The organism is Haematobacter missouriensis (genome assembly GCF_000740775.1).
Lineage (GTDB): Bacteria > Pseudomonadota > Alphaproteobacteria > Rhodobacterales > Rhodobacteraceae > Haematobacter > Haematobacter missouriensis.
On the sequence record NZ_JFGS01000003.1, the window covers coordinates 145,367 to 171,229 of the forward strand.

Sequence of the window (25,863 nt, forward strand, 5' to 3'; positions counted from 1 at the left end):
ACGCACCGGCGCTTCGTGGCAGGCGATCCGTGACGAGGTGCTTCGCCGCATACGCGCCCGGGAATGGCCGCCCGGCACCTCCATCCCGAACGAGGCCGATCTTGCCGTGGAGTTCAGTTGCGCGCGGGCAACCGTGAACCGCGCGCTTCGCGACCTTGCCGCAGCGGGCGTACTGGAGCGCCGCCGCCGCGCGGGCACACGCGTCGCCGCCGCTCCCGCGGGTCGGGCGCAGCTCGAGATACCCGTCCTTCACCGCGATGTGGAGGAAAGCGGCGCGGCCTACGGATATCGTCTGATCTCTCGCGCGACGGAGCCCCCGCCGGTGCCACTCGCCTTGCGGCTGGGGCTAGAACCGGCGCGCGCGCTCCTGCATCTCCGCTCCCTGCATCTCGCAAATGATGCGCCGCATGTGTTCGAGGACCGCTGGATCAATCCCGCCGCCGTGCCCGAGATCCTGTCCGTCGATCTGGAGAAGGTCAGCGCCAATGAATGGCTGGTGGAGAACACCCCCTTCAGCGCGGGCGACATGCGCATCTCCGCGGAGGCGGCGGATGCGGAGGTGGCCAGACATCTGGGCGCGGCGACGGGCGCGGCACTGCTGGTCGTCGAACGCTCCACCCGGCGGGAAGCGGCGATCATCACCCATGTTCGGCAGTTTTTCGCACCGGGCCACCGCATCGACCTTGCCCTCTCCACGGGTTAGCAGGCCGCTGAAAAGGCTTTCGGCTGCGCGCTGGAGCGGAGACCATCTGCACTCAGGTGAAGGTCAGCCTGAAATCCACATATTTCGGGCCATTTCTGGGCTGATTTCCCAATTTCCAGAGCATGGAAACGACACTCCCGAACGTTTTCAGCAGCCTGTTAGAGCGCGGCAAGAAGGCTGCGCAGACGGCCGTCTTCCTCGGCCAGCGCCGATGTCAGCTCCGCATGGGTGCGGTGCCAGACGGGAAGCGCTGCGAGCAGTCGCGCATGGCCCGCTTCGGTAAGTGAAAGGCGCCGCTGCCGTTTGTCCTTCGCATCGGGGATGCTGGTCGCCAGACCATCCCGTTCCAGTGGCTTCAGCGCCGCGGTAAGCGTCGTGCGGTCCATGGCGAGGATCTCCGCCACGCGTCCCAGCGTCGGCGGTTCGGGCTGGTTCAGCGCCATCAGCAGTGAGAACTGCCCGTTGGACAGCCCGAAGGGTCGGAGCGCCTCGTCAAACCGCCGTGCAAGTCGGCGGGCCGCGCGCTGCACATGCAGGCAAAGGCAACTGTCGTGGACGGCGAGCGTGGTCTGGAACGGAACTTTCTTTGACATAGAGTATTTATGTTGATATCAACTTAATAAGTCAAGGGAAGCGATTCTTCAGGGAGGAGATGTCATGTCCTATGTCGAAGGTTTCATTCTGGCCGTTCCCGCCGACCGGCGGGAGGATTATCGCAGGCACGCAGAGGAAGGCGCGGCCCTGCTGCGCCAGTTCGGCGCGATCCGCATCGTAGAGGCATGGGGCGACGACGTGAAGGAGGGCAAGTGGACCGACTTCCGCCGCGCGGTCAAGGCGGAGGAGGGGGAGGATGTGATGTTCAGCTGGATGGAATTCCCGTCCCGCGCCGTCAGGGATTCCGCCTTTGAAAAGATGATGTCCGATCCTCGCATGGAGAAGATGGGAAAGAACATGCCCTTCGACGGCAAGCGCATGGTGTTCGGCGGGTTCGAAGTCATTCTCGATATCGTGGCCTGACCATGGCGAACCGTCATGGCGACCCGGTGTGGTATGAACTGCTGACGCGCGCGCCGGAGCGGGCAGCGGCCTTTTACGGGGCGCTGCTGGGTTGGACCATCCGGGACTCGGATGCGGGCCGCCCCGGCTACCGCCTGCTGCTGGCCGGGGAGGACATGGTCGGCGGTCTGCTCCCGGCGACGGTGGAGATGCCGGTCGGCTGGCTGTCCTACACTGCCGTCGGGGATGTGGACGCCGCCGCCACATCGACGGCGGCGGCGGGCGGCAAGGTGCTGGCCGGACCGATGGACAATCCTGCGGCGGGGCGTCTGGCGGTCCTCACCGATCCGCAGGGGGCAATGTTCGCCCTCATGTCCCTTCACGACGGCTGGGAAAGCCATGCTTTCCAGGACAGTCCGGGCCATTGCCGCTGGAACGAACTCACCACCTCCGATCAGACGGCGGCCCTTGGTTTCTACGGGGCGCTGTTCGGCTGGACGGCGGGAGGCGGCATGCCGATCTCCCCCGAGCAGGGCGATTACCGCTTCATCCAGCAGGGAGAGACGGTGCTTGGCGCGGTGATGAACGGTGACGCTTCCGCGCCGCCGCCCGCATGGCTGTTCTACTTCGGCGTGGATGATGTGGCGGCGGCCGTGGCGCGGCTGACGGCCGCCGGGGGCAAGGTGCGGGTCGGCCCGGTGGAGGTGCCGGGCGGCGACTGGATCGTCGTGGCCAGCGACCCGGAGGGCGCGGCGTTCGGACTGGTCGGCCCGAAGGGGGGCGTGTGATGGAGGTGGTGCAGACCCTCTGGTTCGCGAACGGCATGGATGCCGCGCTGACGTTCTACACGTCGCTCATTCCCGGCTCGGGCATCGACACCCAATGGACCATGGCCGCCGCCGGTCCGGCGGGCAGCGTGCGCGTGGCGACCTTTCATCTAGGCGATCAGCGGTATCAGGCGATGGAGGCGGGGGATGGCGAGCCGTTCACCCCTGCCTTTTCCATCGCGCTGCTCTGCGACGATCAGGCGGAGGTGGACAGGCTGTGGTCCGCCATCGCCGATGGGAGCGGAACGCCGGTCGAATGCGGCTGGATCCGCGACCGCTGGGGGCTTTCCTGGCAGATCGTGCCCCGCCGCCTGATCGAGCTGATGTCCCAACCGGACAAGGAAGCCGCAAGGCGCACGGCGGAAGCGATGATGCGGATGGTGAAATTCGATATCGCTTCGCTGGAGGCGGCGTCGGCGGGGTGAGGCACACTCCCTCTCCCGGCCGGGGTTTTGTACGACCGGGTTTTCGCAGCACATCGCCCGCGGGGCCGGATGAATCGACTCCGCTGCATTGACAGACCGGGCGCCGCGATATATGCCGCCGCGTCCGGCCCCCTCAGGGGTGCGGAATTATTGGTGTTGGTGGACCCCGCAAGGGGAACCCTGTCGCCCGCAAGGGAAAGGACAACGCCCTTCACGGCCTTCCGGCCCTATCGAAGGAGATCAGCGGTGACCAAACGCACCTCTGCCAAGTACAAGATCGACCGCCGCATGGGCGAAAACATCTGGGGCCGTCCGAAGTCCCCGGTGAACAAGCGTGAATACGGCCCCGGCCAGCACGGCCAGCGTCGCAAGAACAAGCTCTCCGACTTCGGCACGCAGCTGCGCGCCAAGCAGAAGCTGAAGGGCTACTACGGCGACCTGACCGAGAAGCAGTTCCGTCGCATCTATGCGGAAGCCGAGCGCGTCCGTGGCGATACCGGCGAAAACCTGGTGGGCCTGCTGGAGCGTCGTCTCGACGCCGTCGTCTATCGCGCGAAGTTCGTTCCGACCGTGTTTGCCGCCCGCCAGTTCGTCAACCACGGCCATGTGACCGTGAACGGCCAGCGGGTGAACATCGCCTCCTACCGTGTGAAGGAAGGCGACGTGATCGCGGTTCGCGACAAGTCCAAGCAACTCGCCATCGTTCTGGAAGCTGTTCAGCTGACTGAGCGTGATGTGCCGGACTACCTCGAAGTCGACCACTCCAAACTGACCGCGACCTTCGTGCGCACGCCCCAGCTGGGCGATGTGCCGTACCCGGTCCGCATGGAGCCGAACCTCGTCGTCGAATTCTACGCCAAGAACTGATCGAATTGTACTTGAGGCGGCCAAGTCATTGATTTGGCCGCCTTCTTATACTTAAATTCCACCTGTTTTTTGTTTCCCGAACCCAAGCTTTTCTTCGGCATCTGCCAAGAGCCCTGAAGAAGCTACGCGTCAATACGCTTCTTTGTCTTTGTGAGCGCTTGTCCGAAGGACAGAGTTCTTCCTTATCCCACAGCTTGTCACGGGCTGCGCCTCGCCGGCGTGGCCCTTTGTTTTCTGGGCGGTTCGCTTCTCAAGGGTCGTTGTGGGCGCGGGTCAGGGCGGCGGGGGTGTGGCGGCTCCCAGGGCCACGCGTCGGAGAAGGCTCCCTGGAACGCGCGGACGTCAATCGCCCATCGCTGCCCGCCAGTGGCGGCGGCAGAGGGAGACGTAGCTCTCGTTGCCGCCGATCTGCACCTGCGAACCTTCGCGCAGCGCTACCCCATCCGGGCCGAGCCGCACTACCATGGTCGCCTTTCGCCCGCAGTGACAGACGGTGCGGACCTCCCGGATCTCATCCGCCAGCGCTAGAAGCGCCGCGGAGCCGGGGAAAAGATCGCCTCGGAAATCGGTGCGGAGGCCGTAGCACATCACGGGTATGTCCAGATCGTCCACCGCGCGGGCCAGTTGCCAGGCCTGCGGTGGTGTCAGGAACTGTGCCTCATCGACAAAGACGCAGGCGAGGGGCGCCCGCTCCGCGATCCTATGGAAAAGATCGTCCTCGGGCTGGAAACATTCGGCGGCGGAGGAGATGCCGATGCGGGACGCGATCCGCCCCGGGCCGGCCCTGTCATCCACGGCGGAGGTGAGGAGCAACACCTCCATCCCCCGTTCGCGGTAGTTGTGCGCGGCCTGTAGAAGCGCGGTGGACTTGCCCGCGTTCATGGTCGAGTAATGCAGAAAAAGCTTGGCCATCAGGTTTTCAGTGCGGATTTACGGGGTGGGGGATCGCCTGGTGGCGGGCGGCAGGGCCATCCCGACATTCCGAGCCAGCATGCGGATGCGGTGCACGTACCCTCCTGATGATGCGCGGCCCAACGGGGCAGAACCCTCCCGTGTAGGAAAAGTGGCCCCGCTGCTCCTTGGTAGCGAAGCCATTGCAGGCTGGTAAAAAAGCAATTCGGGAGTGCCGTGAGGCTGAGATTTGGTCCCGGCATTATTGGGAGATCGCTTGAGAAACCTTAGGTTCTGACGCTCGCGCAGACAAATTCGTGTCTCCCGATGTAAGCCCAATGCCGACGCTTTCAGCGCCATGATGCAGGGCGGCACGGAAACGGGTGCGCTAAGCGGCGCGGCGCGGAGACCTTGATCCCCCAACGCCGCGCCCCGGGGATCATGCCCCTGCGGTCGCCCGCTGTTCCCGCTTCGGACGGCGCGAAGGACGCCGTGCCGGGCGGCCGTTGCCGTTGCTGTTGCCGTTCCCGTGGTTGCGCCCGGGTCCCCCGCGACGGTCACCGCCCTGCGGCCTGCCCTGTGCGCGCTTCTGCGGCTCCCCCACGGGCGGTTCGCCGCCTGCAACGGGAATGGCGATCTTCATCACCTTTTCGATCGCACGCAGTTCGGAGATTTCTGCGGGTGCGCAGAAAGCCACGGCCCGCCCGTTAGCCCCGGCCCGCGCCGTGCGGCCGATGCGGTGGACATAGTTCTCCGGCACGTTCGGCATGTCGTAATTGTAGACATGACGCACACCCGGAATGTCGATGCCGCGCGCCGCGACGTCCGTCGCGACCAGCACCTTCAGCTCGCCGTCGCGGAAAGCTTTCAGCGTGCGTTCCCGGTGGTTCTGGCTCTTGTTGCCGTGGATGGACCCGGCCGCATAGCCGGAGGCGTCGAGATGCTTCATCAGCTTCTCCGCGCCATGCTTGGTGCGGGAAAAGACCAGCGCCATTTCACCCGGATGGGTGTCGAGCTGCGATTTCAGCAGCGTCGCCTTGTCGCCCTGATTCACGAAATAGACCGACTGGTCGATCTTGTCCGCGGCCTTGCCGGGGGGCGAAACTTCCACCCGAACCGGATCGCGCAGGTAGGTCTGGGCCAGCTCTTCCATCTGCTTCGGCATGGTGGCCGAGAACAGAAGCGTCTGCCGACGCACCGGCAAGTGGCGGGCGATCTTACGCAGCGCGTGGATAAAGCCGAGGTCCAGCATCTGATCTGCTTCGTCCAGCACGAGATAGCCCGTCTGCTCCAGCGTCAGGGCCTCCCGCTCCAGAAGGTCGATCAGCCGGCCGGGCGTCGCGACGAGGATATCCGTGCCGCGGCGCAGACGAGTGGCCTGCGCGTGGAGCGAGGAGCCACCCATGATGCGCTGCACCCTGATTGGCGAGGTGCCGGCGTAGAGTTCAAGGTTCTCCGCGATCTGGTTCACAAGCTCCCGCGTGGGGGCGAGGATCAGGGCGCGTACGGTCATGGGCGCGGGCGGTTTGCCCATGTTCAGCAGCCGGTGCAGGATCGGCAGGCCGAAGGCCGCCGTCTTGCCGGTGCCGGTCTGGGCGAGGCCCATCACGTCGCGGCCCTGCATGGCATGCGGAATGGCTCCCGACTGGATCGGGGTGGGTTGGGTAAGCCCCTGCTTGGCAAGGGTGGTGAGCAGCCTCTTGTCGAGGCCGAGAGTATCGAACTGTGTCATCTGTGCCTTTCGGGGCAACGGGCGCGGACGCGCATCATCGGTCAGGCCCCCGCGGGGAGCGCGGGTGCCGGCTGGCAAGAGTGGCGTCCGAGGCCTCACCCTCCGGCGGATACCGGCGGGCCGTCTGGACGCGGCGCCCCTGCGTGATATGGGAACCGGAGAATTCTTATCCGTCCGGGCGGCACACTGGCCGGGCCTGCTCACGCGGCAGCGGAACGGATCGGCGAAAGATGGTCCAAAGCGGTCCGAAAGTCAAGCCACCCGCTGTGCGAATGGCGCGAAAGCAGGGCCTGCCGCAGCGTATGGGCTGTGGTATGTAGCGGAAAAACCGGCGTTTTCCTCCATGATCCGATTCGCTGCCGTTCTTCTCCTGCTGCTGCCTTCGCTCCCCGCCCATGCTGCCTTGCGTACCTGCGAGACGCGGGTGAACGGGGAGTCCGTGGCGCTCACCTTCGATGATGAGGAGGATGTCTGGTCCTCCTATCGGGAGGGCTGGTTCGCCAAGGGGGCGACCTGTCCCGGGCTCATCGTGCTCCGCCAGCTCACGCCCGATCTCGACGATACGGCGCGGGGCGTGTTCTGCGCCGTCTGGGATGCGGAGGCGGAGCAGTACACGGGCTTCGCCACCGGCGCGCGGGATGGGTATGGCCGCTGCCGGAAGCCGGGCCTGATCTGCCGGGGGGTGAAGGCGACAGCGGGAGAGGTCATCGCGGTGTCCGGTCTGGGCATCCGGGTGGACGAACCTGCCGCGCCGGAGCAATCGCCTCCCGGCCTGCTCGGTGCGCTTGCGCAGCAGGCGGGCGCGGTGGTTTTGTCGGGCACGGCGGCCCATGTCGCCAGCGCTCTTCAGGGGGCTGGCGCGGCGCTGGCGGCGACCGTCGGTGGGCCGGTGGCGCTGGCAGGCGCGGCCGTCACCGTCGTGGCGGTGGGAGGCGCGCTCTACATGTGCAGCGGCTGATCGCGGAGCATGGGGCTTCCGTCTTCACCGGCAGCCGGAAAGGTGGAGCTGCGGAGTGGGAAAAGCGGGCCGGAAAAGCGGCTGCCGGCCCCGCATGGAGGTCCCGTTTCGGGTTCAAAGCGCCCACAGACGTTGAAACCCGGGCCTCCGGGTCCTAGGAACAGGAAGCCATCCCGGAGACTGACATGACCGTGATTACCACTATCGACGACCTGAAGCGGCTCTATAAGCGGCGCACGCCCAAGATGTTCTACGATTATGCGGAATCGGGAAGCTGGACCGAGCAGACCTTCCGCGAGAACTCCTCCGATTTCGCCGATATCCGCCTGCGGCAGAAGGTTGCCGTCAACATGGAGGGGCGGACGACCGCCTCCGAGATGCTGGGCCAGCCCGTTGCCATGCCGGTGGCGCTGGCGCCCGTCGGGATGACGGGGATGCAGCGCGCGGACGGGGAGATCAAGGCCGCGCGGGCGGCGGAGACGTTCGGCGTGCCCTTCACCCTCTCCACCATGTCGATCTGCTCCATAGAGGATGTCGCCGCCCATACGGTGAAGCCCTTCTGGTTCCAGCTCTACGTCATGGGGGACACGGAGTTTCTGGAAGGGCTGATCGAACGTGCGAAGAAGGCGAATTGTTCTGCCCTTGTCATCACGCTGGATCTTCAGATCCTCGGTCAGCGGCACAAGGACCTGAAGAACGGCCTGTCCGCCCCGCCGAAGATGACGCCCACCAATATCCTGAACCTCGCCACGAAGGTGCAGTGGGGAATGGAGATGCTTCAGACCAAGCGGCGCACCTTTGGCAATATCGTGGGACATGCGAAGAACGTGAGTGATATCTCCTCCCTGTCCTCCTGGACGGCGGAGCAGTTCGATCCGAAGCTCGACTGGGAGAAGATTCAGCGGATCCGCGATCTCTGGGGCGGCAAGATCATCCTGAAGGGCGTTCTGGACGAGGAGGATGCAAAGCGGGCCGCCGATTTCGGGGCCGACGGGATCATCGTGTCCAACCATGGCGGGCGGCAGCTCGATGGCGCGCTGTCCTCCATCCGGCGGCTGCCGCCGATCCTGCGCGCGGTGGGCGACCGGACGGAGGTCTATATGGATGGGGGCGTGCGTTCGGGGCAGGACGTGCTGAAGGCGGTGGCGCTCGGTGCGAAGGGCGTGTTCGTCGGGCGGGCCTTCGTCTATGGACTCGGCGCGATGGGCGAGCAGGGGGTCAAGACCGCGCTCGACGTCATTCAACGGGAACTCGACATCTCCATGGCGCTTTGCGGCGAGCGGGATGTTAAGAACCTCGGGCGCCACAATCTCTACGTGCCCGCGAATTTCGAGGGGGAATGGGCCTGACAGGGGCGATTGTGCTTGTCTGAAAGGCCCGTGCCGTGTAGAGGCGCCACCTTGGACCGTCCATGCACCCTTGGAGGATGGGCGGCCGCATTTAACCAATGGAGTATCCTATGGCTGGTGAGATCCCGAATCTTCAGGCCGAGGTGCGGACGGGGACAGGCAAGGGGGCCGCTCGTCAAGCTCGTCGTGAGGGCAACGTACCCGGTATCGTTTATGGCGACGGCAAAGAGCCGCTCGCGCTGAACATCAACTACAACTACCTGCTGAAGCACCTGAAGGCCGGGCGCTTCCTGTCCACGCTGTTCAACCTGAAGGTCGAAGGCCAGGAAGACGTGCGCGTCATCTGCCGCGGCGTTCAGCGCGACGTGGTGAAGGACCTGCCGACGCATGTCGACTTCATGCGCCTGCACCGCAACAGCCGCATCAACCTGTTCATCCACGTGAACTTCGAGAATCACGAAACGTCCCCGGGCCTCAAGCGCGGCGGCACGCTGGTCATCGTGCGTCCCGAAGTGGAACTGGAAGTCACCGCCGGTGACATTCCTGACCACATCAGGGTGGACCTGTCGGGCAGCAACATCGGCGACGTGATTCACATCAACGACATCCCGCTTCCCGCCGGCGTCAAGCCGACGATCGACCGGAATTTCGTGGTGGCGAACATCTCCGCGCCGTCGGGCCTGCGTTCGGAAGAGAATGAGGAGGCTGCCGCGGAAGAGGCGTGAGCCTCTGACGTGCAGCCGGTCTGCAAAGGCCGACCCTTTGGGGAGGGGCATCGGGCAACCGGTGCCCCTTTTCCTTTGGTGCCGCAGAGCTTCCGTTGGCGCCACAGGGCGGGCCCGCTGTTCCGGCCGGTCAAGGCGGGTCGTATGTGTATTCGCTGGACATCAGGCCACTGGAATAGGCCGGTCTCCGGGTGAGGGCGACCTGCAGGCGGCGCACTCCGCATGCGCGACATGCGCGGGGGGAAGGCGCGGGCTCAGGCGGGCGCTGCCCGCCATTCCCCCGCGCCTCGTGGAGCCTTGCTCCACGGGTCCGGCGTTGCCGCTGGCGCGCGGCTCAACCGGCCAGCACGGCGGTGAAGGTCTCAAGCTCCGGCCGGCCAAGATAGATATCTGCATGTCCGCCCGCGCCTGCATGAGCCTGGCGGAACTGCTCCGACCGGGTCCAGTCCTGGAAGGCCTCTTCCGATTCCCAGGTGGTGTGGGAGGCATAGAGCGTGTGATCCTCCTTCGACGGTCCCCGCATCAGGTGGAAGGCGATGAAGCCCGGCACTTCCTTCAGGCGGCTGTCGCGGCTTTTCCAGATTTCCTCAAACACCGTTTCGGAGCCGGGCTTGATGCGGAAGCGATTCATCGTCAGGTACATATGTCGTCAGATCCTCGTGCTGTGGGCCGCGGGGCTGGCGGGCGCGTTGCGCTGGCGGGGCGGCGCAGCTAAGGTGAAGGTCAGCCGGAGGATACGCCAGTGAAACTTTTCGTGGGTCTCGGAAATCCCGGATCGCGTTACGCCGGAAACCGTCACAATATCGGCTTCATGGCGGTGGACCGGATTGCCGCCAGCCATGGTTTCGCGCCGTGGCGGCAGAAATTTCAGGGCCAGGTCACCGAAGGGCGTCTGGGCGACGAGAAGGTCGTGCTGCTGAAGCCGGAGACTTTCATGAACCTCTCCGGCCAGTCGGTGGGGGAAGCCATGCGCTTCTACAAGCTGACGCCGCAGGAGGTCGTGGTGTTCCACGACGAGCTCGACCTGCCGCCCGGCAAGGTGCGGATGAAGGCAGGCGGCGGGCATGCCGGGCACAACGGTCTGCGCTCCATGCACCAGCATATCGGCGAGGCCTATGCGCGCGTGCGGCTGGGGATCGGTCATCCCGGCGACAAGGAGAAGGTGGCGGGCTACGTGCTCTCCGATTTCGCCAAGGCCGATGCGCCCTGGTTGGAGGAGGTGCTGACCGGGGTGGAACGCGGCGCGCCGGACCTGGCGGAGGGCAATTCCTCGCGCTTCATGGCGGCGCTTTCGCCCGAACCGGCGGCCAAACGGGCACCTGCACCCCAGACCGCGAAGCCTGAAGCCCCACGGCCAGCACCGCAGGAGCCGCCTGCCAGTCCCTTCGAGCGGCTGCGCCGCCTGCTGCCGGGATCGCGCTGATGAGTGAGAGCGGGCGGCTGCCGTCGATCAACGTACTGGGCGAGCCGCTGGAGACCTGTTCCACCCGTCCGATGACCGGCTTCTGGCGGAACGGCTGCTGCGACACCGGAGCGGCGGATGGCGGGCGCCACTCCGTCTGTGCCGTGATGACGGCGGAGTTTCTCGCGCTCTCCAAATATCTCGGCAATGACCTTTCCACGCCGCGGCCGGAATACGGCTTTCCCGGTCTGCGGCCGGGGGACAAGTGGTGTCTCTGCGCAAACCGGTTCCTTCAGGCGTGGGAAGAAGGCGCCGCACCACGCATCCGTCTTGCCGCCTGCCATGCGGCGACGCTGGAGGTGGTGCCCCTCGAAATCCTCATGGAATGCGCCACGGAATGACGTCTTTTTCCTTTACCGTCGCGATCGACGGGCCAGCGGCTGCCGGCAAGGGCACCATCTCCCGTGCGGTCGCGGAACATTTTGGCCTCGCTCATCTGGATACGGGGCTACTTTACCGGGCTGTCGGGCGTCGGATGCTGGCGGGAGAGGATGCGGTTGCCGCCGCAGAGGCGCTGGGCGCGGATGATCTGGAAGGCGATCTACGCCAGCCGCAGATCGCGGATGCGGCCAGCCGCGTCGCCGCGATCCCGGAGGTGCGTGCGGCGCTGGTGGCCTTTCAGCGCCGCTTCGCGCGGCGGGACGGGGGGGCCGTCCTCGACGGGCGCGACATCGGGACGGTGATCTGCCCGGAGGCTGAGGTGAAGCTCTATGTCACTGCCTCGCCGGAGGTTCGGGCCGGGCGGCGGCAGGCTGAGGAAGGGCGCGACTATGCGGATGTTCTGGCTGACGTGCTGGCACGCGACCGGCGCGACAGCGAGCGGACGACCGCTCCACTCAAGCCCGCGGAAGATGCCGTCTTGCTCGATACGTCGGATCTCGCTATAGACGCGGCCGTCAGCCGGGCGATTGCGGCAATCGAGTCGAAGTGGAAAGGGCGGAAGTGATCTTTCGCCCCATTCTTGCATAAGACGCCACGTCGTACCACCTGACACCACACAAAGACCGGCGGAGCCAACCGCCAGGCCCGTATAACATGCAAAGGAAACTGTTTATTTATGTGCGCTAAAGCGACCATGGAGGAGTTCGAGGCCCTCCTTAACGACAGCCTCGCCATCGACACGCCCCAAGAGGGCTCCGTCGTCCGCGGCAAGGTCATCGCCATCGAGGCGGGCCAAGCCATCATCGACGTGGGCTACAAGATGGAAGGCCGCGTCGATCTGAAAGAATTCGCAGCCCCTGGCGAGGCTCCGGAAATCGCCGTGGGCGATGAGGTCGAGGTTTATCTCGATCGCGTCGAGAATGCCCGTGGCGAAGCGGTCATCAGCCGCGAGAAAGCCCGTCGTGAGGAAGCCTGGGATCGTCTGGAGAAAGCCTACGCCGCTGAACAGCGCGTCGATGGCGTCATCTTCGGCCGCGTCAAGGGCGGCTTCACCGTCGATCTCGGCGGTGCGGTGGCCTTCCTTCCGGGAAGCCAGGTCGATGTCCGCCCCGTGCGCGATGCCGGCCCGCTCATGGGTATGAAGCAGCCGTTCCAGATCCTCAAGATGGACCGCCGCCGGGGCAATATCGTCGTGTCCCGCCGTGCCATCCTTGAAGAGTCCCGCGCCGAGCAGCGCGCCGAAGTCATCGGCAAGCTCACCGAAGGCGATGTGGTGGACGGCGTTGTCAAGAACATCACCGAATACGGCGCCTTCGTCGATCTGGGTGGTGTGGACGGCCTGCTGCATGTCACCGACATGGCGTGGCGCCGCGTGAACCATCCGTCCGAGATCCTGTCGATCGGCGAGACCGTGAAGGTCCAGGTCATCAAGATCAACAAGGAAACCCACCGTATCTCCCTGGGCATGAAACAGCTCCAGGACGATCCGTGGGATGCGGTTGAGCGGAAATACGCCATCGGCACCGTCCACAAGGGTCGCGTGACCAACATCACCGACTACGGCGCATTCGTCGAGCTGGAGCCGGGTGTCGAGGGTCTGGTCCACGTGTCCGAGATGTCCTGGACCAAGAAGAACGTCCACCCCGGCAAGATCGTCTCCACCTCGCAGGAAGTGGACGTCATGGTGCTGGAGATCGACAGCGCGAAACGCCGCGTGTCGCTCGGCCTCAAGCAAACCATGCGCAATCCGTGGGAAGTCTTCGCGGAAACGCATCCTGTCGGCACGCAGATCGAGGGCGAGGTCAAGAACATCACCGAATTCGGTCTGTTCGTGGGTCTCGACAACGACATCGACGGCATGGTCCACCTCTCCGATCTCTCCTGGGATCAGCGGGGCGAGGATGCCATCCAGAACTACCGCAAGGGCGACGTCGTCCGCGCGGCGGTGACGGAAGTCGATATCGACAAGGAGCGCATCTCGCTCTCCATCAAGGCGCTTGGCGACGACACCTTCTCCGAGGCGATCGACGGCGTGAAGCGCGGCTCGATCGTGACGGTCAACGTCACCGCGATCGAGGATGGTGGTATCGAGGTCGAATACAACGGTATGAAGGCCTTCATCCGCCGTTCCGACCTGTCGCGTGACCGTGCCGAGCAGCGCCCTGAGCGCTTCCAGGTCGGCGATCATGTCGATGCGCGCGTGACCAACGTCGACTCCAAGACCCGTCGTCTGGGCCTGTCGATCAAGGCGCGCGAAATCGCCGAGGAAAAGGAAGCCGTGGAGCAGTACGGTTCCTCCGACTCGGGCGCGTCTCTGGGCGATATTCTGGGCGCCGCGCTCAAGGATCGCAGCTGAGCCTTTTCAGATTGCAATTGATTTGGGCGTCCACCCCTCGGGGTGGGCGCTTTTCTTTGCAAAGATTGCGGGCCGGGTTCGTGCTTGAGTTGTTTTACTCGCTCATTCCGTGTCAGGGTTTCCGCGGGATCGCTCAATAGGCGGTTATTGGCCCGGATGTTTCCGGTTTCTCCCGTCTTTCCAATGGTTTCCTGTTTCTCGCGCTTGCGAAAGACCGTATAGTCACGGTGGAATGGTCGCGATATTTAGTGAAACGGGGGGACGGATGATCCGGTCGGAACTCATCCAGAAGATTTCCGAAGAGAACCCGCACCTGTTTCAGCGGGATGTGGAACGTATCGTCAATACAATCTTTGAAGAGATCATAGAGGCGATGGCGCGGGGCGACCGGGTTGAACTCCGGGGCTTCGGAGCCTTCTCCGTCAAGCAGCGGGACGCGCGCGTAGGCCGCAATCCCCGCACCGGAGAATCGGTTGAAGTCGAGGAGAAGGCAGTGCCATTCTTCAAGGCCGGCAAGCTTCTGCGTGACCGGCTGAACGGGAAGGAAGGTACTGAGGACTGATGCGCTATCTCCGTTACGGATTGATCGCGGTGCTGGGCATCGTGCTTATTGTCGTTGCCGTCGCAAACCGCGATCCGGTGGTATTCCGCTTCCTGCCGGTATCCGCCGCGCAGACGTTCGGCGGAAGCTGGGCGGTGCAGTTGCCGATGTTCGTCATCCTGCTGGGGGGTATCGCGATCGGGATTCTCGTCGGCTTCGTCTGGGAATGGTTCCGGGAGCATGGCCACCGCAAGCGTGCCCGCGTGAAATCGAAGGAAGCCGCGAAGCTGGAGCAGGAAGTCGTTCAGCTCCGGCGCGAGACCGGACGTCCCAACGGCAAGAAGGACGAGATCGTGGCCCTGCTTGAGACCGGAAACGGCAAGCGGTAGAACCGCGGCTGATGACACGTCTTCGTATCCCTCCCAAATCTGTCCGCGTGAAGGTCTGCGGCCTGCGCGAGCCAGCCCACGTTGCGGCAGCCGCAGAGGCGGGCGCCGCCTACGCGGGCTTCGTCTTCTTTCCGCGTTCCCCCCGCGCCCTCGGTATCGCCGAGGCGCGGATGCTGGCGGCGGAGGCTCCTGCCGGCTTGGCCAAGGTCGGACTTGTCGTCGATGCGGATGATGTGCTGCTGGACGCCATCCTGGCCGATGTGCCGCTCGACATGCTGCAACTGCATGGCCGGGAAACACCGGCGCGGGTGGCCGAGATTCGCCAGCGCTACGGATTGCCGGTGATGAAGGCTGTCGGCATCGCCGGGCCGGAGGATATCGCGCGGCTCGCCGATTACTGGCCGGTCGCCGACCAGATCCTCGTCGATGCCAAGGCCCCGAAGGATGCGGCGCTGCCCGGTGGCAACGGGGTGGCCTTCGACTGGGGTCTTTTGTGGAACCTGCGCTGGCCGGTGCCCTGGATGCTGGCAGGGGGGCTGACGCCCGCGAATGTGGCCGATGCGCTGCGCGTCACGGGGGCGGTGCAGGTCGATGTCTCCTCCGGCACCGAAAGCGCGCCGGGCGTGAAGGACCCCGACCTGATCCGTGCCTTCATCCGGGCGACGAAGCTGTGAGCGTGACCTTCCGCCCCGCGCGGCTGGAGGATGTGCCCGCCATCGTGGCGCTGCTGGCGGACGATCCGCTCGGCGCCGCGCGGGAATCCGCGACGCTTGCGCCCTATGAAGCTGCCTTTGCCCGGGTCGCTGCTTCGGAGGACATGCATCTGATCGTCGGCGAACAGCAGGGGCGTGTGGTTGCGACCTACCAGTTGGCGATCATGCCGGGTCTGTCCAATGCGGGCCGGACGCGTGCCACACTGGAGGCGGTGCGCGTGGTGGCGGACCTGCGCTCGCAGGGGGTGGGCGCACGGCTCGTGGCGGATGCAGAGGCCCGGGCGCGCGCTGCCGGAGCGGGGATTTTGCAGCTGACCACACATAAAAGTCGCAGCCGGGCGCATGCCTTCTACGACAGGCTTGGCTTTACCCCATCCCACATAGGTTATAAACGCGATCTGACCTGACGGGAGGCGCGCGATGCAAGGCGGCAGCAACAGCTACAGGACTGGGCCGGACGAGAACGGACGGTTCGGCAATTACGGCGGGCGGTTCGTCTCGGAAACGCTGATGCCGCTGATCCTGTCGCTTGAGGCGGAATACGAGCGGGCCAAGCACGACCCGGAGTTCTGGGCAGAGATGAACGATCTCTGGACCCATTACGTCGGCCGCCCCTCGCCGCTCTACTACGCCGAACGCCTTTCGGAGACGCTGGGGGGTGCAAAGATCTACCTCAAGCGCGAAGAGCTGAACCATACCGGCGCGCACAAGATCAACAACGTGCTGGGCCAGATCCTGCTTGCCCGGCGCATGGGCAAGACCCGGATCATCGCGGAAACCGGCGCGGGTCAGCACGGTGTCGCCACTGCCACGGTCTGTGCAAAATTCGGGCTGAAGTGCATCGTCTATATGGGCGCGCATGACGTACAGCGTCAGGCGCCGAACGTTTTCCGCATGCGGCTTCTGGGGGCTGAGGTCGTTGCCGTCACCTCCGGGCGCGGCACACTCAAGGATGCGATGAATGATGCGATGCGCGACTGGGTGACCAATGTGCGCGACACGTTCTATTGCATCGGCACGGTCGCGGGGCCGCATCCCTATCCGGCCATGGTGCGTGATTTCCAGAACATCATCGGCAATGAGACCCGCGCCCAGATGGAGGCGCAGGAAGGGCGGCTGCCCGACACGATCATCGCGGCCATCGGCGGCGGGTCGAACGCCATGGGCATCTTCCACCCGTTCCTCGACGATCCTTCCGTGCGGATCATCGGCGTCGAGGCCGGCGGCAAGGGTGTGGATGAGCGGATGGAGCATTGCGCCTCGCTTACCGGCGGGCGCCCGGGTGTGCTGCATGGCAACCGGACCTATCTGCTGCAGGATGCCGACGGGCAGATCCTTGAAGGTTTCTCCATTTCCGCTGGTCTCGACTATCCCGGCATCGGGCCGGAACATGCCTGGCTGCACGATACGGGCAGGGTCGAATATGTCTCCATCACCGATGCGGAGGCGCTCTCCGCCTTTCAGGATCTGTGCATGTACGAGGGTATCATTCCAGCGCTGGAATCGAGCCACGCGCTCGCCCATGCCATCAAGATCGCGCCCGATCTGCCGAAGGATCACCTGATCGTGGTCAACCTGTCCGGGCGAGGTGACAAGGACATCTTCACCGTCGCCCGCGCGCTTGGGGTTGAGGTGCAGGTCACGCCCTGAACGGGCGCCGTTCCGCCGCATGGGCGGGAGCGGACTGGCGTTTTCGCGCAGGATCATTAGCCTTCCGGTGAGCCCCTGCCGACCGGAGACAAGATGACCCTGCGCCTCCTTGCCGCCCTGCTGCTGATCCTTGCCACCCCGCTCCGGGCCGATCTGCGCCCCGAGACCTTCACCAGCGCCGCGCTGCACCGCGATATCCCCGCCGATGTCTATGTGCCTGCCGGTGATCCGCCGCCGAACGGCTGGCCCGTGCTCTACCTGCTGCACGGCCATGGCGGGAACCAGAACAGCTGGCGCGATCTGGGCAATATCGAGCCGACGCTGGACCGGTTGATCGGAGAGGGGCGGATCGATCCGCTGCTCGTCGTCATGCCGGACGCCGGAAACAGTTGGTATGTGGACAGTGCCTCGCTCGGTGGACCGGGGGATTACGAGACTGCCATCACGCGTGACCTGCGGCTTGCCGTGGAGGCACGCTATCCCGTCCGCAAGGACAGGGAGGGCCGGGGTATCGCAGGGCTGTCCATGGGCGGGTTCTGGGCGCTCCGCCTCGCTTACAGCCACAACGACCTCTATGTTGTCACCGCGAGCCTGTCGGGCGCGATCTGGCAGAACGTGACCGCGCCCAATCTCGACGACACGCCGGAGGAATTGCAGGTCGTGCAGGAGTCGGCCTTCCTCAAGAATCCGACTTCCGCCCTCGCGCTGCCGTCGGTGGGAGATCATTTCGACGGGGCTTTCGGCCGTCCCTTCGACGCGGAGCGGTTCAACCGGCTGAATGTGTTCACGCTGATCGAGGGCGCCGTCGCGTCGGGAAAGCCGCTGCCTGTCACCTATATCACCTGCGGGGACGATGACGGCTACCGTCTGTGGCGCGGGGCGGTAGACCTGCATGAGACACTGCAGGCGGCGAAGCGGACCTCCGAGCTGCGTATCACCGATGGGGCGCATACATGGTCGCTCTGGCAGCAGACCATCGTCGATGCGCTGCTGTTCATCGACCGCCAATGGTTGCCCACCGCCTATCCCGAACCCGCCGTAAGCCCGCCTAAACCCTGACCGATGCCCGAGGCTACGGATGCCCGAGCTGCCGATGCCTGGGGCTGTCAGCGGATGAAACCAAAGGCATTGGCCCGCGCCGACGCGCTGAGACGCTCCTCGCCGGAGGCCGGGGATATCAGCCCCGGATCGCCTCCAGCATCCGGCTGACGTTATCGGGATCGGCGTCGGGCGTGATCCCATGACCGAGGTTGAAGATATGCGGCCCCTGAGAGAGGGCACGGACGATCCGCCGCGTCTCCGCCACCAGCTCCGGCCCTCCGGTGACAAGGTGGTGAGGGGCGAGGTTGCCCTGCACGCAGCCATCCACCTGCACGGCCCGCGCGGCCCATTCGGCATCGACCGAATTGTCCAGCGCGACGCAGTCGGCCCCAGTCGCCCGTGCGAAGCCCGCATAGCGCTCACCTGCCTCCCGCGGGAAGGCGATGATCGGTACGTCGGGATGGCGCTCCTTCAGCGCGGCGATGATGCGGCGGGCGGGGGCGACGGCAAATTGCTCGAAATCCGCGCCCTTCAGCGATCCGGCCCAGCTGTCGAACAGCTTGACGACCTCCGCTCCGGCCTCGATCTGGGCGGAAAGGTAAAGGATCGTCGCCTCTGAAATCCGATCGATCAGCGCGCCGAAGGCCGCCCGATCACGCGCGATCATCGCATGGGCCGGACCCTGATCCGGAGTGCCGCGCCCGGCGACCATGTAGGTGGCCACCGTCCAGGGCGCCCCGGCGAAGCCGATGAGCGTCACCTCCGGCGGCAGCGCGCGCGCCACGAGCCGCACCGTCTCGTAGATGGGGGAGACCGTCTCATGCACCGCTCCGGCCGGGCGGAGCGCCGCAACCCCCGCTGCATCGGTCACGGTGGAAAGACGCGGACCCTCACCTTGCACGAAGCGCAGGTCGAGCCCCAGCGCCTGCGGCACCAGCAGGATATCGGCAAACAGGATCGCCGCGTCGAAGCCGTAGCGCCGGATCGGCTGGAGCGTCACCTCCGCCGCGAGGTCTGGGGTGTAGCACAGGCTCAGGAAATCCCCGGCTTTCGCCCGCGTGGCGCGGTATTCGGGCAGGTAGCGGCCCGCCTGCCGCATCATCCAGACGGGCGGAACATCCTGCCGTTCCCCGGCAAGGGCACGAAGTATCTTCTTGGTCATGGCGGCTCTCCTCCGTCGACCGTGAACGCGACGCGGGGGCAGAAGTCAAGTCAGCCGGTTGCCGCGCCCGAGAGGGAGGCGTAAGCCCTCCGCATCCCGCCGGACATATGTGCATGACATGATCTTCTTCATTCCCTTCCTTCTGCTTGCCGTGATCGTGGGTCTGTGGTGGTCGCGCCGGGGCAGCACGCTCACCCGCGATTGCCGCTGGCGGGAGGATCGCGCCCATGCCACCGCGACCGAGCGCGTCTTTCGCTGCGCGGCCTGCGGGGCGGAGACACGGGTTCCCGCGGGCCGGGAGCCGCGCGACTGCCTCCGCGCGCAGACGCCCTGACGTCAGGGCAGCACCTTTCCGGGATTGAGCAGGCCCTGCGGGTCCAGCGCGGCCTTGATCCGGGCCATGACATCGAGTGCTACGGGATCCTTGTGGTCCGCCATCGTGGGCCGCTTGGACAGGCCGATCCCGTGTTCGGCGGAGAAACTGCCGCCCAGCCGCACTGCCTCCTCTGCCACCGCGTTGCGCAGCGCGGCGAGCAGTGGCGCGTCATCGCGCGTGGGAAAGGCAGTGTAGTGGAAGTTTCCGTCGCCCAGATGGGCGATGGCCAGCTCATCCGCGCCCGGATCGAGCGCATGGAGCCGCGCGGTCATAGCGGTGAGGAAGTCCTGCATCCGGTCGAGCGGCAGGGAGATGTCGGTATCGACATGCGGCTTCTGGGCAAAAGTGATCTCCGCTGCGGCCTCCCGTGCCGCCCACATCTCCGCCCGCTGTGCCTCCGTCCGGGCCAGCGTGGCATCCAGAACCTCACCCCGGGCCATCGCCATGGCAAGCGTATCCTCCAGCCGGGTCACCACCGGAAGCGAGCCGTCGGCGAGCGGCTCCGCCTCATGCGGGGCGGTCACGCCGATTTCGATGAGCAGGGTGGAGGGATAGCGCGTGGCGAAAGGTTCCTTCAGATCGGGGCGATGCCGGGCGAGCCGCTCCATATAGGCGGCGGGCAGGTATTCGAACGCCTCGACCGCGCCGCCCGTCTCCCCCTGCAACCGGTTGAGCAGGTCGAGCGCCACGGCAAGACCCGGCACCGCGACCATCGCCGTCGCATGGGCGCGGGCGGCGGGCACCAGCTTCAGCACGGCCGCCGTGATGACGCCGAGCGTGCCCTCCGCCCCGATGAACAGGTCGCGCAGGTCGTAGCCGGTGTTGTCCTTGCGCAGTTCCGACATGAGGTCGAGCACGCGCCCGTCCGCCAGCACCACCTCCACTCCCAGAACGAGCGCGCGGGTATTGCCGAACCGCACCACGTTGGAGCCGCCCGCATTGGTGGAGAGAAAGCCACCCACCTGCGCCGAGCCGCGCGCGCCGAAGGTCAGCGGGAAGGCCAGATCATGCTCCGCCGCCGCGTCATGGATGGCCGAGAGGACGACGCCAGCCTCGACGATGGCGATGCGGGAAGCGGGGCGGATTTCACGGATGCGGTTCATCCGTTCGAGCGAAAGCATGATCCCGCCTTCCGCGAAGGTGCCGCCGTTCAGCCCGGTGCCGCCGCCGGTCGGCACGACCGGCACGCCGGCCCCCGCGCAGAGGCGCAGGACGGCAGCCACCTCTTCCCTGCTGGCCGGGCGCACGACGGCGAGCGGCGTCCAGACGTATTTGCCCGTCCAGTCATGGCTGTAGCGTGCCGTTTCCTCGCCGGTCAGCACGTTGGCCGGGCCGATGATGTCCCGAAGAGCGTCGATCAATGCCATGCGATGTCCCCCGCTATCTCGCGCGGCACCTGACGCCCGTGTCCCTCCGCTGTCAACCGGGCGGCATGCTGTCGCTCCCGGCTTCGGGGATGTTCCGAAAATGAGCGGGCAAAGCGGATGCGGCGGATTTCAGCGCGGCAGGATCGCTTCCACGGCGGGGCCGAGCGCCTCCACCACCAGCGCCACGCCCTCCGCGTTCGGGTGGATCCCGTCCAGCAGATAGCGAGGTGCTTCGAACGGGGTGGAGAGGTGGCGGAGGATGCCAAGGTAGAAATTGGGATAGAGCGGCACGTCCTGCGCGGCGGCGACTTCTGACCACAGGCGATTGTAGCGCAGGGCCGGAGCATGGATGCCGGGGATCTCAACGCCGACCAGCAGCGCCGGGATGGCGCGCACCCGGATTTCTCCCATGATCGCCGTCAGGTTGGCGGCGGCAGTGTCAAAGGGCACGCCGCGGAAGGCATCGTTGCCGCCGAGGCTCACGATCATCGCATCCGGTTTCGGGCTGAGCACCCTGTCGAGCCGCGCCCGCCCGCCGCGCGTGGTGTCGCCCGCGACACCGGCGTTCTCCACCCGCACGTCCCAGCCGCGCGCGCGGAGCCACGCCTCAAGCTGCACCGGCAGGCTTTGCCGCGCGGGGAGGCCGAAGCTCTGCATCAGGCTGTCGCCAAAGGCCACGACGCGCAGGGTGCGGGCCTCTGCAGAAGGAGCCGCGAGGGCGCCGAGGCATAGAAACAGCAAACCAAGGACCGCGGCCCTCGCGGTGTAAACCCTGCACGCTGACGGGTTCCGGCGGCGGGTCATCAAGGCAGCAGCTTTGCCATCAGCTTGGCTGCCAGCGCATCATAATCGCCGTCGAAATGGTGCCCGCCCGTCGTCTGTATCTTGCCGAAGCCGGCAAGGCGCGGATCGTTGCAGGCGGTATCTTCCTCCTCGTCGCCGGAAACGCAGATCGTCTTGTCCGCCGGCAGTGCGGCGATGGCGGTCGGCACGTCGTAGCCGGCGCTGTCGAGCCCGAGCCAGCCGCCCACCGTCACCTGGAACGAGGTCGACGGGCCGGGTGCCAGCAACCCGATGAGATGCGTCCGGTCGCGGAGTGCCTGCGGCAGCAGGGGCCAGGCGAAGGGCAGCGTATCGGCGCCGAAGGAATAGCCGATCAGCCCGACCGGCAGCTTGCCCGTGGGATCAGCCTTCGCGACGATCGTGGCAAGGTCGCGGGCCAGTTCATCCGGCGTCCGCTGGGACCAGAAATAGCGCAGGGCGTCCAGCCCAACGGCGTGAACCTCATGCTGGGCGAGCCAGTCCGCCACCGACTTGTCCAGATCGCGCCATCCGCCATCCCCGGAGACCACGATGGCAAGCGCACGTGGCTTGCCGCCGGCCGCCGGAACATCGACGGCCGGCAGGTCACCGAAGGGCTTCACGGAATCCGCGATGTCGCTCACGGCGGCGGCGACCTGCGCCTCCGGCGCGTCGGTGTCGAGCTCCTCCACCGTCACTTCCTCCTGCCCGGAAGCGGCCTCCTCCACGGCGGAGAGCACCGCCTCCGAGGGAAAAAGATGCGCGGTCCTCTGCACGGCGGGGTCGAAGCCCATGGGGCCAGGCTCGGGCAGATCATCCGGGCGGCATATCGGGCGGGGCAGGGCGGTTTTGCCGTCGAAGCCGCTGCCCACCGCCGCAGCGAAGGAAGCGACGGGCGCCTCCGCCACGGCGCCATAGGCGAACGCCGCGCCCGCGCCGCGTCCCGCAAGGATTGGCGGGAGGTAGGTCTGAAGCCCCACCTGCCGCTCCGCCGTCTGGGCGAGATCGCTGATGGCGCCGTCCACCGGCAGGCAGTCTCCCTCTTCCGCCGCGAGCTCCTGCATGTGACGCGCATAATCCACCGCGAGGACCATGGACCCGCCCGCCGTCAGTGCGGCGACCATCCGGTCATCCGCCGGCTGCCAGCCTGCCGCGTCAGAAAAATAGACGACGACCGCTTTCGGCCCATCCTGCGGCAGGGGAGCGGGCATGTGGAACGGAATGTCGGTCAAGCCCTCCGCGCTTACCGTGGGGGGCGCATCCTGACCGTGAACGGGCGTCACGGCGAGCAGCGACAGAAGGGCTGTCAGCACAGATTTTGCATATGTCATCGTTTCAACACCCGTATCGGATTACCGGAGATCAGCGCCGTCACATCCATGAGCGCCTGCGGCATGGCAAAGCCGCCGGGGCAGGCGAGGTACTGCGATGTCCAGACCGGCCCGAACTTCTGCTTGAAGGCGCGCAATCCCTCGAAATTGTAGAATTCGTCGCCCCGCCGGTAGATGAACGTACCGAGCCGGTTCCATGTCGAGGCCAACGGATGATCGGCCAGTCCCGCAAGAGGCGCCGCGCCGAGGTTGAACCAGCGGTAGCCCTCAGCCTTTCCGTAGAGCAGCAGCCGGGCGAAGAGCGCGTCCATGATGACCTTGGATACGCCGGGCCGGTAACGCATGAGGTCGATCGACAATTCGTTCAGATTGTCGCCGGACCGCCAGAGATTGGCAAAGGCGACGATAGCGCCCTCCTTGCGGAGCACGGCGATATCGAATTCCTTGATGTAGTCGTCATCGAACCGGCCGAGGGAGAAGCCCTTCTCCGCGCCGTGCTTCGTCTCAAGCCAGGCATCCGACACGCTGCGGAGTTCCTCCAGAGCGGCGGGCACTTCCGCAGCGGGGATGACGGAGAATTCCAGCCCCTCACGCGTGGCGCGCTTGTCCGCGTAGCGGAAGTCCTGGCGCGAGGGTCCCTCCAGCGAGAAGCTGTACAGGTCCACCCGCGCGACCTCTCCCGTCTTCAAGAGGGCCAGGCCAAGCTCCAGATACACGGCCAGCCATTCCGGGGTGACGGAATAGTGGATGGCCCGCATCCCGTTGCGATCCGCGGCCTCGGCAAAGTGCCAGATCAGCCGCCGACCTGCCTCCGGATCGCCCACCGGATCGCCGAGCGCGATCCAGCTGTTGCCCTGCTCGCCATACATCAGGAAGGCGGTTTCGTCGGCGGAGACCATGAAGGACTTGTCTCCCAGTAGCGCCACGTTCGGCTGGGTAGCTGTCGTGGTCTTCAGGATGCGCCGAACGGCATCGGGGATTTCCACCGGACCGGAAACCTGCCTCCCGGTGGGCCGGTTCAGCCAGCTGTCGATGGTGAGCGCGCCGGTGATGATGACGAGCGCCAGCGTCGCCCGCAAGAAGCGCGAGGCGTCCCCGTCCCAGTCAAAGCTCCACCAGAGGTTGTTTTCATAATCCACGTGTCGGTAGGCGAGCAATCCGATCAGCGTGAAGAAAGCGATGATGACGATCAGCAGGGCGAGCCAGGTCGGCGTGAGTCGGAAGGAGCGCATCCGCCCGCGCCGGTAGAAGGCACCCGGAAAGACCGCAAGCAGCAGGGCGACGGCGAGCAGGCCGCTCGCCTCCTCCCAGTCCAATCCCTTGGCGAGAGAAAACACCGCCCCCGCGCAGAGCAGGCAGAGCGCCAGCAGACGGGCGCGGGCGATCCGCCGGAACAGGCCGCGGGAGATGACGATGAGGAACAGGCCGGCGACGCTTGCCATCAGGTGTGAAGCTTCAGCGAAGGGAAGCGGTATCAGCCCGCTCAACAGGCCCACCCGATCGGCAATGGCGGGGACGTTGCCGGACAGCAGGAGGATGCAGCCCCCGACCAGCGTCGCCGTTCCCGCAAGAGGCGGCACAATCCGCTGCACGACAGGACTGACCCGCCCTGCCACTGCGCGGACGGCATGTCGCGCCCGGTAGCCCTCGAAGCCCAGAAAGGCGATTCCGGCAAGGGCCAGCGGCAGAAAGTAGTAGATCACCCGGAACAGCACGAGCGCGGCTACCACGTCCGGACGGTTGCCCGCGCCGAGCCCCAGCAGCACTGTCGCCTCGAACACGCCGAGGCCCCCGGGCGCGTGGCTGACCGTGCCGATGACCAGCGCCACGACGAACAGGATGAGGAACATCGCGTAGCCGTGCGTGACATCCCCGGGCAGCAGCACATAGAGCGCGGCGGCGGCGGCGGCGATATCGGCGGCGGCCACGAAAATCTGGGCGGTCGCGTTCCGGGCGGTGGGCAGCGGAAGGCGCCAGTTGAGCAGCATGACCTCCCGCGGGTTGCGCGAGAGCCACAGGAGAGCGGCCAGAATCGCCGCGACGATGGCCCCGCCGATGACCCGGTCCGCCACGGGCGAGACGATCTGAAGGAAGGGGATGCCGTCCGGATCGAGCAGCAGCGCCAGCCCGATCACCGCACCGATCCCGGCAGTGAAGCTCAGAAAGGATATGCCGACGATGCGCCCCACGTCGGCGGCATCCAGCCCTGCGGCCTGATAGATGCGGTAGCGGATCGAACTGCCGACCACGACGTGAAAGCCGATGGCGTTGGAGATCGCATAGGCCACCGCGCCCGCAAAGGCTGCGAGCCGGACGGGCACCCTGTCGGGCGCGACGCGTCGCGAGGCCAGAACGTCATAGAGCCCAAGGGCGCAGAAGCTCAACACCGTGAACCCTAGGGCCTCCACCAGCGCGATCCGGGGGGTGCCGGAGATGGCGGCCTTGATGTCGTCCAGCCGAAGCTCGTCGCTGATCTTGTAGATCACCACGGTTGCGATGACCGCGATGACCGCGCCGATGAGCGGCCCCGCCACGCGCGGCTCCAGCAATCGGACGGCTAGCTTCGCAAAGCCCGTCTTTTCAGGCGGGGGACGCGGAATTTCCATATTCTTCTCGGTCATTGAGACCCGCTCTTGGCAGCCCGGATACGGGTCATCTTGTCGCAGAAAAATAAGAGACCGGCCATAGTCCTGTTCCCGTATGACAAGCACGCTTGTGCGATCCGGCCCCGATGCGGAAGCGGGGAGCATATCGAAAACGGTTTGGCGGTCGCCGCTCTCCCGCCGCTCCTTCCGTCAGCCCTCTTCCTTCCACTAGCCC

28 protein-coding genes are annotated in these 25,863 nt (G+C 65.9%); 19 read left to right on the forward strand and 9 right to left on the reverse strand.

What is annotated here, in order from left to right:
• Positions 1 to 25 precede the first annotated feature (25 nt).
• On the forward strand, positions 26 to 703 hold the full coding sequence (hutC, locus tag CG51_RS04765) for a histidine utilization transcriptional repressor HutC (protein WP_088233486.1): 678 nt from the start codon (positions 26 to 28) through the stop codon (positions 701 to 703).
• 158 nt (positions 704 to 861) lie between these two features.
• Here hutC and CG51_RS04770 read toward each other — a convergent pair whose 3' ends face one another.
• Positions 862 to 1,296 carry a MarR family winged helix-turn-helix transcriptional regulator gene (locus tag CG51_RS04770; RefSeq protein ID WP_035742507.1) on the reverse strand — a complete coding sequence of 145 codons (435 nt, stop codon included), beginning with the start codon at positions 1,294 to 1,296 and terminating at the stop codon, positions 862 to 864.
• 64 nt (positions 1,297 to 1,360) lie between these two features.
• On the opposite strand from CG51_RS04770, the gene CG51_RS04775 reads away from it, so the two are divergent.
• The 4 genes from CG51_RS04775 (at position 1,361) to rpsD (ending at position 3,818) form a co-directional block, all read left to right on the forward strand.
• On the forward strand, positions 1,361 to 1,720 hold the full coding sequence (locus CG51_RS04775; RefSeq protein ID WP_035742511.1) for a DUF1428 domain-containing protein: 360 nt from the start codon (positions 1,361 to 1,363) through the stop codon (positions 1,718 to 1,720).
• Between the two features lie 2 nt (positions 1,721 to 1,722).
• Positions 1,723 to 2,487 (forward strand): VOC family protein, encoded by a 765-nt coding sequence (locus CG51_RS04780; RefSeq protein WP_035742513.1) that lies wholly within the window; start codon positions 1,723 to 1,725, stop codon positions 2,485 to 2,487.
• Positions 2,487 to 2,951 carry a VOC family protein gene (locus CG51_RS04785; protein ID WP_035742516.1) on the forward strand — a complete coding sequence of 155 codons (465 nt, stop codon included), beginning with the start codon at positions 2,487 to 2,489 and terminating at the stop codon, positions 2,949 to 2,951. Before CG51_RS04780 ends, CG51_RS04785 begins: the two co-directional genes overlap by 1 nt.
• Before the next feature lie 246 nt (positions 2,952 to 3,197).
• Complete coding sequence (rpsD, locus tag CG51_RS04790; RefSeq protein ID WP_035707465.1) at positions 3,198 to 3,818, forward strand: 30S ribosomal protein S4; 621 nt, start codon at positions 3,198 to 3,200, stop codon at positions 3,816 to 3,818.
• Positions 3,819 to 4,160: 342 nt separating this feature from the next.
• Here rpsD and CG51_RS04795 read toward each other — a convergent pair whose 3' ends face one another.
• Together CG51_RS04795 and CG51_RS04800 are read right to left on the reverse strand one after the other, a co-directional pair.
• Positions 4,161 to 4,730 (reverse strand): thymidine kinase, encoded by a 570-nt coding sequence (locus CG51_RS04795; protein WP_035742518.1) that lies wholly within the window; start codon positions 4,728 to 4,730, stop codon positions 4,161 to 4,163.
• 418 nt (positions 4,731 to 5,148) lie between these two features.
• Complete coding sequence (locus CG51_RS04800) at positions 5,149 to 6,441, reverse strand: DEAD/DEAH box helicase (RefSeq protein ID WP_035742520.1); 1,293 nt, start codon at positions 6,439 to 6,441, stop codon at positions 5,149 to 5,151.
• A 343-nt stretch (positions 6,442 to 6,784) separates the two neighbouring features.
• On the opposite strand from CG51_RS04800, the gene CG51_RS04805 reads away from it, so the two are divergent.
• From CG51_RS04805 to CG51_RS04815, 3 genes are all read left to right on the forward strand, one after another.
• Entirely contained in the window at positions 6,785 to 7,399 is a 615-nt protein-coding gene (locus tag CG51_RS04805; protein ID WP_035742522.1) for a hypothetical protein, read from the forward strand.
• Positions 7,400 to 7,584: 185 nt separating this feature from the next.
• The gene (locus tag CG51_RS04810; protein WP_035742524.1) at positions 7,585 to 8,748 is read left to right on the forward strand and encodes an alpha-hydroxy acid oxidase; all 1,164 of its coding nucleotides are present in this window, start codon (positions 7,585 to 7,587) and stop codon (positions 8,746 to 8,748) included.
• Positions 8,749 to 8,858: 110 nt separating this feature from the next.
• The gene (locus CG51_RS04815; RefSeq protein ID WP_035742527.1) at positions 8,859 to 9,473 is read left to right on the forward strand and encodes a 50S ribosomal protein L25/general stress protein Ctc; all 615 of its coding nucleotides are present in this window, start codon (positions 8,859 to 8,861) and stop codon (positions 9,471 to 9,473) included.
• 334 nt (positions 9,474 to 9,807) lie between these two features.
• Here CG51_RS04815 and hmuQ read toward each other — a convergent pair whose 3' ends face one another.
• Positions 9,808 to 10,116: a heme-degrading protein HmuQ gene (gene hmuQ, locus CG51_RS04820; protein ID WP_035742530.1), complete on the reverse strand. Its 309-nt coding sequence runs from the start codon at positions 10,114 to 10,116 to the stop codon at positions 9,808 to 9,810.
• A gap of 99 nt (positions 10,117 to 10,215) precedes the next feature.
• Between hmuQ and pth the strand changes: the two genes are divergently transcribed.
• From pth to CG51_RS04870, 10 genes are all read left to right on the forward strand, one after another.
• Positions 10,216 to 10,896, forward strand: coding sequence for an aminoacyl-tRNA hydrolase (gene pth, locus CG51_RS04825; RefSeq protein WP_035742533.1), 681 nt, complete (start codon positions 10,216 to 10,218; stop codon positions 10,894 to 10,896).
• The gene (locus CG51_RS04830; protein WP_035742536.1) at positions 10,896 to 11,276 is read left to right on the forward strand and encodes a DUF2237 family protein; all 381 of its coding nucleotides are present in this window, start codon (positions 10,896 to 10,898) and stop codon (positions 11,274 to 11,276) included. The genes pth and CG51_RS04830 overlap by 1 nt, the downstream gene beginning before the upstream one ends.
• Entirely contained in the window at positions 11,273 to 11,881 is a 609-nt protein-coding gene (locus tag CG51_RS04835) for a (d)CMP kinase (RefSeq protein WP_035742539.1), read from the forward strand. Before CG51_RS04830 ends, CG51_RS04835 begins: the two co-directional genes overlap by 4 nt.
• A gap of 111 nt (positions 11,882 to 11,992) precedes the next feature.
• Positions 11,993 to 13,672 (forward strand): 30S ribosomal protein S1, encoded by a 1,680-nt coding sequence (rpsA, locus tag CG51_RS04840; protein WP_035742541.1) that lies wholly within the window; start codon positions 11,993 to 11,995, stop codon positions 13,670 to 13,672.
• A gap of 265 nt (positions 13,673 to 13,937) precedes the next feature.
• Positions 13,938 to 14,234, forward strand: coding sequence for an integration host factor subunit beta (ihfB, locus tag CG51_RS04845; RefSeq protein ID WP_035707499.1), 297 nt, complete (start codon positions 13,938 to 13,940; stop codon positions 14,232 to 14,234).
• Positions 14,234 to 14,602 carry a LapA family protein gene (locus tag CG51_RS04850; protein WP_035742543.1) on the forward strand — a complete coding sequence of 123 codons (369 nt, stop codon included), beginning with the start codon at positions 14,234 to 14,236 and terminating at the stop codon, positions 14,600 to 14,602. Before ihfB ends, CG51_RS04850 begins: the two co-directional genes overlap by 1 nt.
• 11 nt (positions 14,603 to 14,613) lie before the next feature.
• Entirely contained in the window at positions 14,614 to 15,276 is a 663-nt protein-coding gene (locus CG51_RS04855) for a phosphoribosylanthranilate isomerase (protein ID WP_035742544.1), read from the forward strand.
• Between the two features lie 2 nt (positions 15,277 to 15,278).
• The gene (locus tag CG51_RS04860; protein ID WP_035742546.1) at positions 15,279 to 15,722 is read left to right on the forward strand and encodes a GNAT family N-acetyltransferase; all 444 of its coding nucleotides are present in this window, start codon (positions 15,279 to 15,281) and stop codon (positions 15,720 to 15,722) included.
• A gap of 13 nt (positions 15,723 to 15,735) precedes the next feature.
• Positions 15,736 to 16,965, forward strand: a complete 1,230-nt coding sequence (trpB, locus tag CG51_RS04865; protein WP_035742548.1) for a tryptophan synthase subunit beta — start codon at positions 15,736 to 15,738, stop codon at positions 16,963 to 16,965.
• A gap of 93 nt (positions 16,966 to 17,058) precedes the next feature.
• A complete protein-coding gene (locus CG51_RS04870; RefSeq protein WP_035742926.1) occupies positions 17,059 to 18,024 on the forward strand; it encodes an alpha/beta hydrolase in 966 nt (321 codons plus the stop codon).
• Positions 18,025 to 18,142: 118 nt separating this feature from the next.
• Here the strand turns inward: CG51_RS04870 and hemE are convergent, their stop codons facing one another.
• Complete coding sequence (gene hemE / locus CG51_RS04875) at positions 18,143 to 19,168, reverse strand: uroporphyrinogen decarboxylase (RefSeq protein WP_035742559.1); 1,026 nt, start codon at positions 19,166 to 19,168, stop codon at positions 18,143 to 18,145.
• Between the two features lie 118 nt (positions 19,169 to 19,286).
• On the opposite strand from hemE, the gene CG51_RS04880 reads away from it, so the two are divergent.
• Positions 19,287 to 19,502, forward strand: a complete 216-nt coding sequence (locus tag CG51_RS04880; RefSeq protein WP_035742560.1) for a hypothetical protein — start codon at positions 19,287 to 19,289, stop codon at positions 19,500 to 19,502.
• A gap of 2 nt (positions 19,503 to 19,504) precedes the next feature.
• Here the strand turns inward: CG51_RS04880 and CG51_RS04885 are convergent, their stop codons facing one another.
• From CG51_RS04885 to mprF, 4 genes are all read right to left on the reverse strand, one after another.
• A complete protein-coding gene (locus CG51_RS04885) occupies positions 19,505 to 20,911 on the reverse strand; it encodes an FAD-binding oxidoreductase (protein WP_035742561.1) in 1,407 nt (468 codons plus the stop codon).
• Between the two features lie 129 nt (positions 20,912 to 21,040).
• Positions 21,041 to 21,652 carry an arylesterase gene (locus CG51_RS04890; RefSeq protein ID WP_158212528.1) on the reverse strand — a complete coding sequence of 204 codons (612 nt, stop codon included), beginning with the start codon at positions 21,650 to 21,652 and terminating at the stop codon, positions 21,041 to 21,043.
• 62 nt (positions 21,653 to 21,714) lie between these two features.
• Entirely contained in the window at positions 21,715 to 23,043 is a 1,329-nt protein-coding gene (locus CG51_RS04895; RefSeq protein ID WP_051930053.1) for an AcvB/VirJ family lysyl-phosphatidylglycerol hydrolase, read from the reverse strand.
• Positions 23,040 to 25,664 carry a bifunctional lysylphosphatidylglycerol flippase/synthetase MprF gene (gene mprF, locus CG51_RS04900; RefSeq protein WP_035742562.1) on the reverse strand — a complete coding sequence of 875 codons (2,625 nt, stop codon included), beginning with the start codon at positions 25,662 to 25,664 and terminating at the stop codon, positions 23,040 to 23,042. The genes CG51_RS04895 and mprF overlap by 4 nt, the downstream gene beginning before the upstream one ends.
• Between the last annotated feature and the right edge of the window lie 199 nt (positions 25,665 to 25,863).

Excerpts from the sequence above, each read along its gene's own strand:
- CG51_RS04770 (WP_035742507.1), bottom strand. The coding sequence starts at position 1,296 with ATGTCAAAGAAAGTTCCGTTCCAGACCACGCTCGCCGTCCACGACAGT.
- CG51_RS04775 (WP_035742511.1), top strand. The coding sequence starts at position 1,361 with ATGTCCTATGTCGAAGGTTTCATTCTGGCCGTTCCCGCCGACCGGCGG.
- CG51_RS04780 (WP_035742513.1), top strand. The coding sequence starts at position 1,723 with ATGGCGAACCGTCATGGCGACCCGGTGTGGTATGAACTGCTGACGCGC.
- CG51_RS04785 (WP_035742516.1), top strand. The coding sequence starts at position 2,487 with ATGGAGGTGGTGCAGACCCTCTGGTTCGCGAACGGCATGGATGCCGCG.
- CG51_RS04795 (WP_035742518.1), bottom strand. The coding sequence starts at position 4,730 with ATGGCCAAGCTTTTTCTGCATTACTCGACCATGAACGCGGGCAAGTCC.
- CG51_RS04800 (WP_035742520.1), bottom strand. The coding sequence starts at position 6,441 with ATGACACAGTTCGATACTCTCGGCCTCGACAAGAGGCTGCTCACCACC.
- CG51_RS04805 (WP_035742522.1), top strand. The coding sequence starts at position 6,785 with ATGATCCGATTCGCTGCCGTTCTTCTCCTGCTGCTGCCTTCGCTCCCC.
- CG51_RS04810 (WP_035742524.1), top strand. The coding sequence starts at position 7,585 with ATGACCGTGATTACCACTATCGACGACCTGAAGCGGCTCTATAAGCGG.
- CG51_RS04815 (WP_035742527.1), top strand. The coding sequence starts at position 8,859 with ATGGCTGGTGAGATCCCGAATCTTCAGGCCGAGGTGCGGACGGGGACA.
- hmuQ (WP_035742530.1), bottom strand. The coding sequence starts at position 10,116 with ATGTACCTGACGATGAATCGCTTCCGCATCAAGCCCGGCTCCGAAACG.
- CG51_RS04830 (WP_035742536.1), top strand. The coding sequence starts at position 10,896 with ATGAGTGAGAGCGGGCGGCTGCCGTCGATCAACGTACTGGGCGAGCCG.
- CG51_RS04835 (WP_035742539.1), top strand. The coding sequence starts at position 11,273 with ATGACGTCTTTTTCCTTTACCGTCGCGATCGACGGGCCAGCGGCTGCC.
- rpsA (WP_035742541.1), top strand. The coding sequence starts at position 11,993 with ATGTGCGCTAAAGCGACCATGGAGGAGTTCGAGGCCCTCCTTAACGAC.
- ihfB (WP_035707499.1), top strand. The coding sequence starts at position 13,938 with ATGATCCGGTCGGAACTCATCCAGAAGATTTCCGAAGAGAACCCGCAC.
- CG51_RS04850 (WP_035742543.1), top strand. The coding sequence starts at position 14,234 with ATGCGCTATCTCCGTTACGGATTGATCGCGGTGCTGGGCATCGTGCTT.
- CG51_RS04855 (WP_035742544.1), top strand. The coding sequence starts at position 14,614 with ATGACACGTCTTCGTATCCCTCCCAAATCTGTCCGCGTGAAGGTCTGC.
- trpB (WP_035742548.1), top strand. The coding sequence starts at position 15,736 with ATGCAAGGCGGCAGCAACAGCTACAGGACTGGGCCGGACGAGAACGGA.
- CG51_RS04870 (WP_035742926.1), top strand. The coding sequence starts at position 17,059 with ATGACCCTGCGCCTCCTTGCCGCCCTGCTGCTGATCCTTGCCACCCCG.
- hemE (WP_035742559.1), bottom strand. The coding sequence starts at position 19,168 with ATGACCAAGAAGATACTTCGTGCCCTTGCCGGGGAACGGCAGGATGTT.
- CG51_RS04880 (WP_035742560.1), top strand. The coding sequence starts at position 19,287 with ATGATCTTCTTCATTCCCTTCCTTCTGCTTGCCGTGATCGTGGGTCTG.
- CG51_RS04885 (WP_035742561.1), bottom strand. The coding sequence starts at position 20,911 with ATGGCATTGATCGACGCTCTTCGGGACATCATCGGCCCGGCCAACGTG.
- CG51_RS04895 (WP_051930053.1), bottom strand. The coding sequence starts at position 23,043 with ATGACATATGCAAAATCTGTGCTGACAGCCCTTCTGTCGCTGCTCGCC.
- mprF (WP_035742562.1), bottom strand. The coding sequence starts at position 25,664 with ATGACCGAGAAGAATATGGAAATTCCGCGTCCCCCGCCTGAAAAGACG.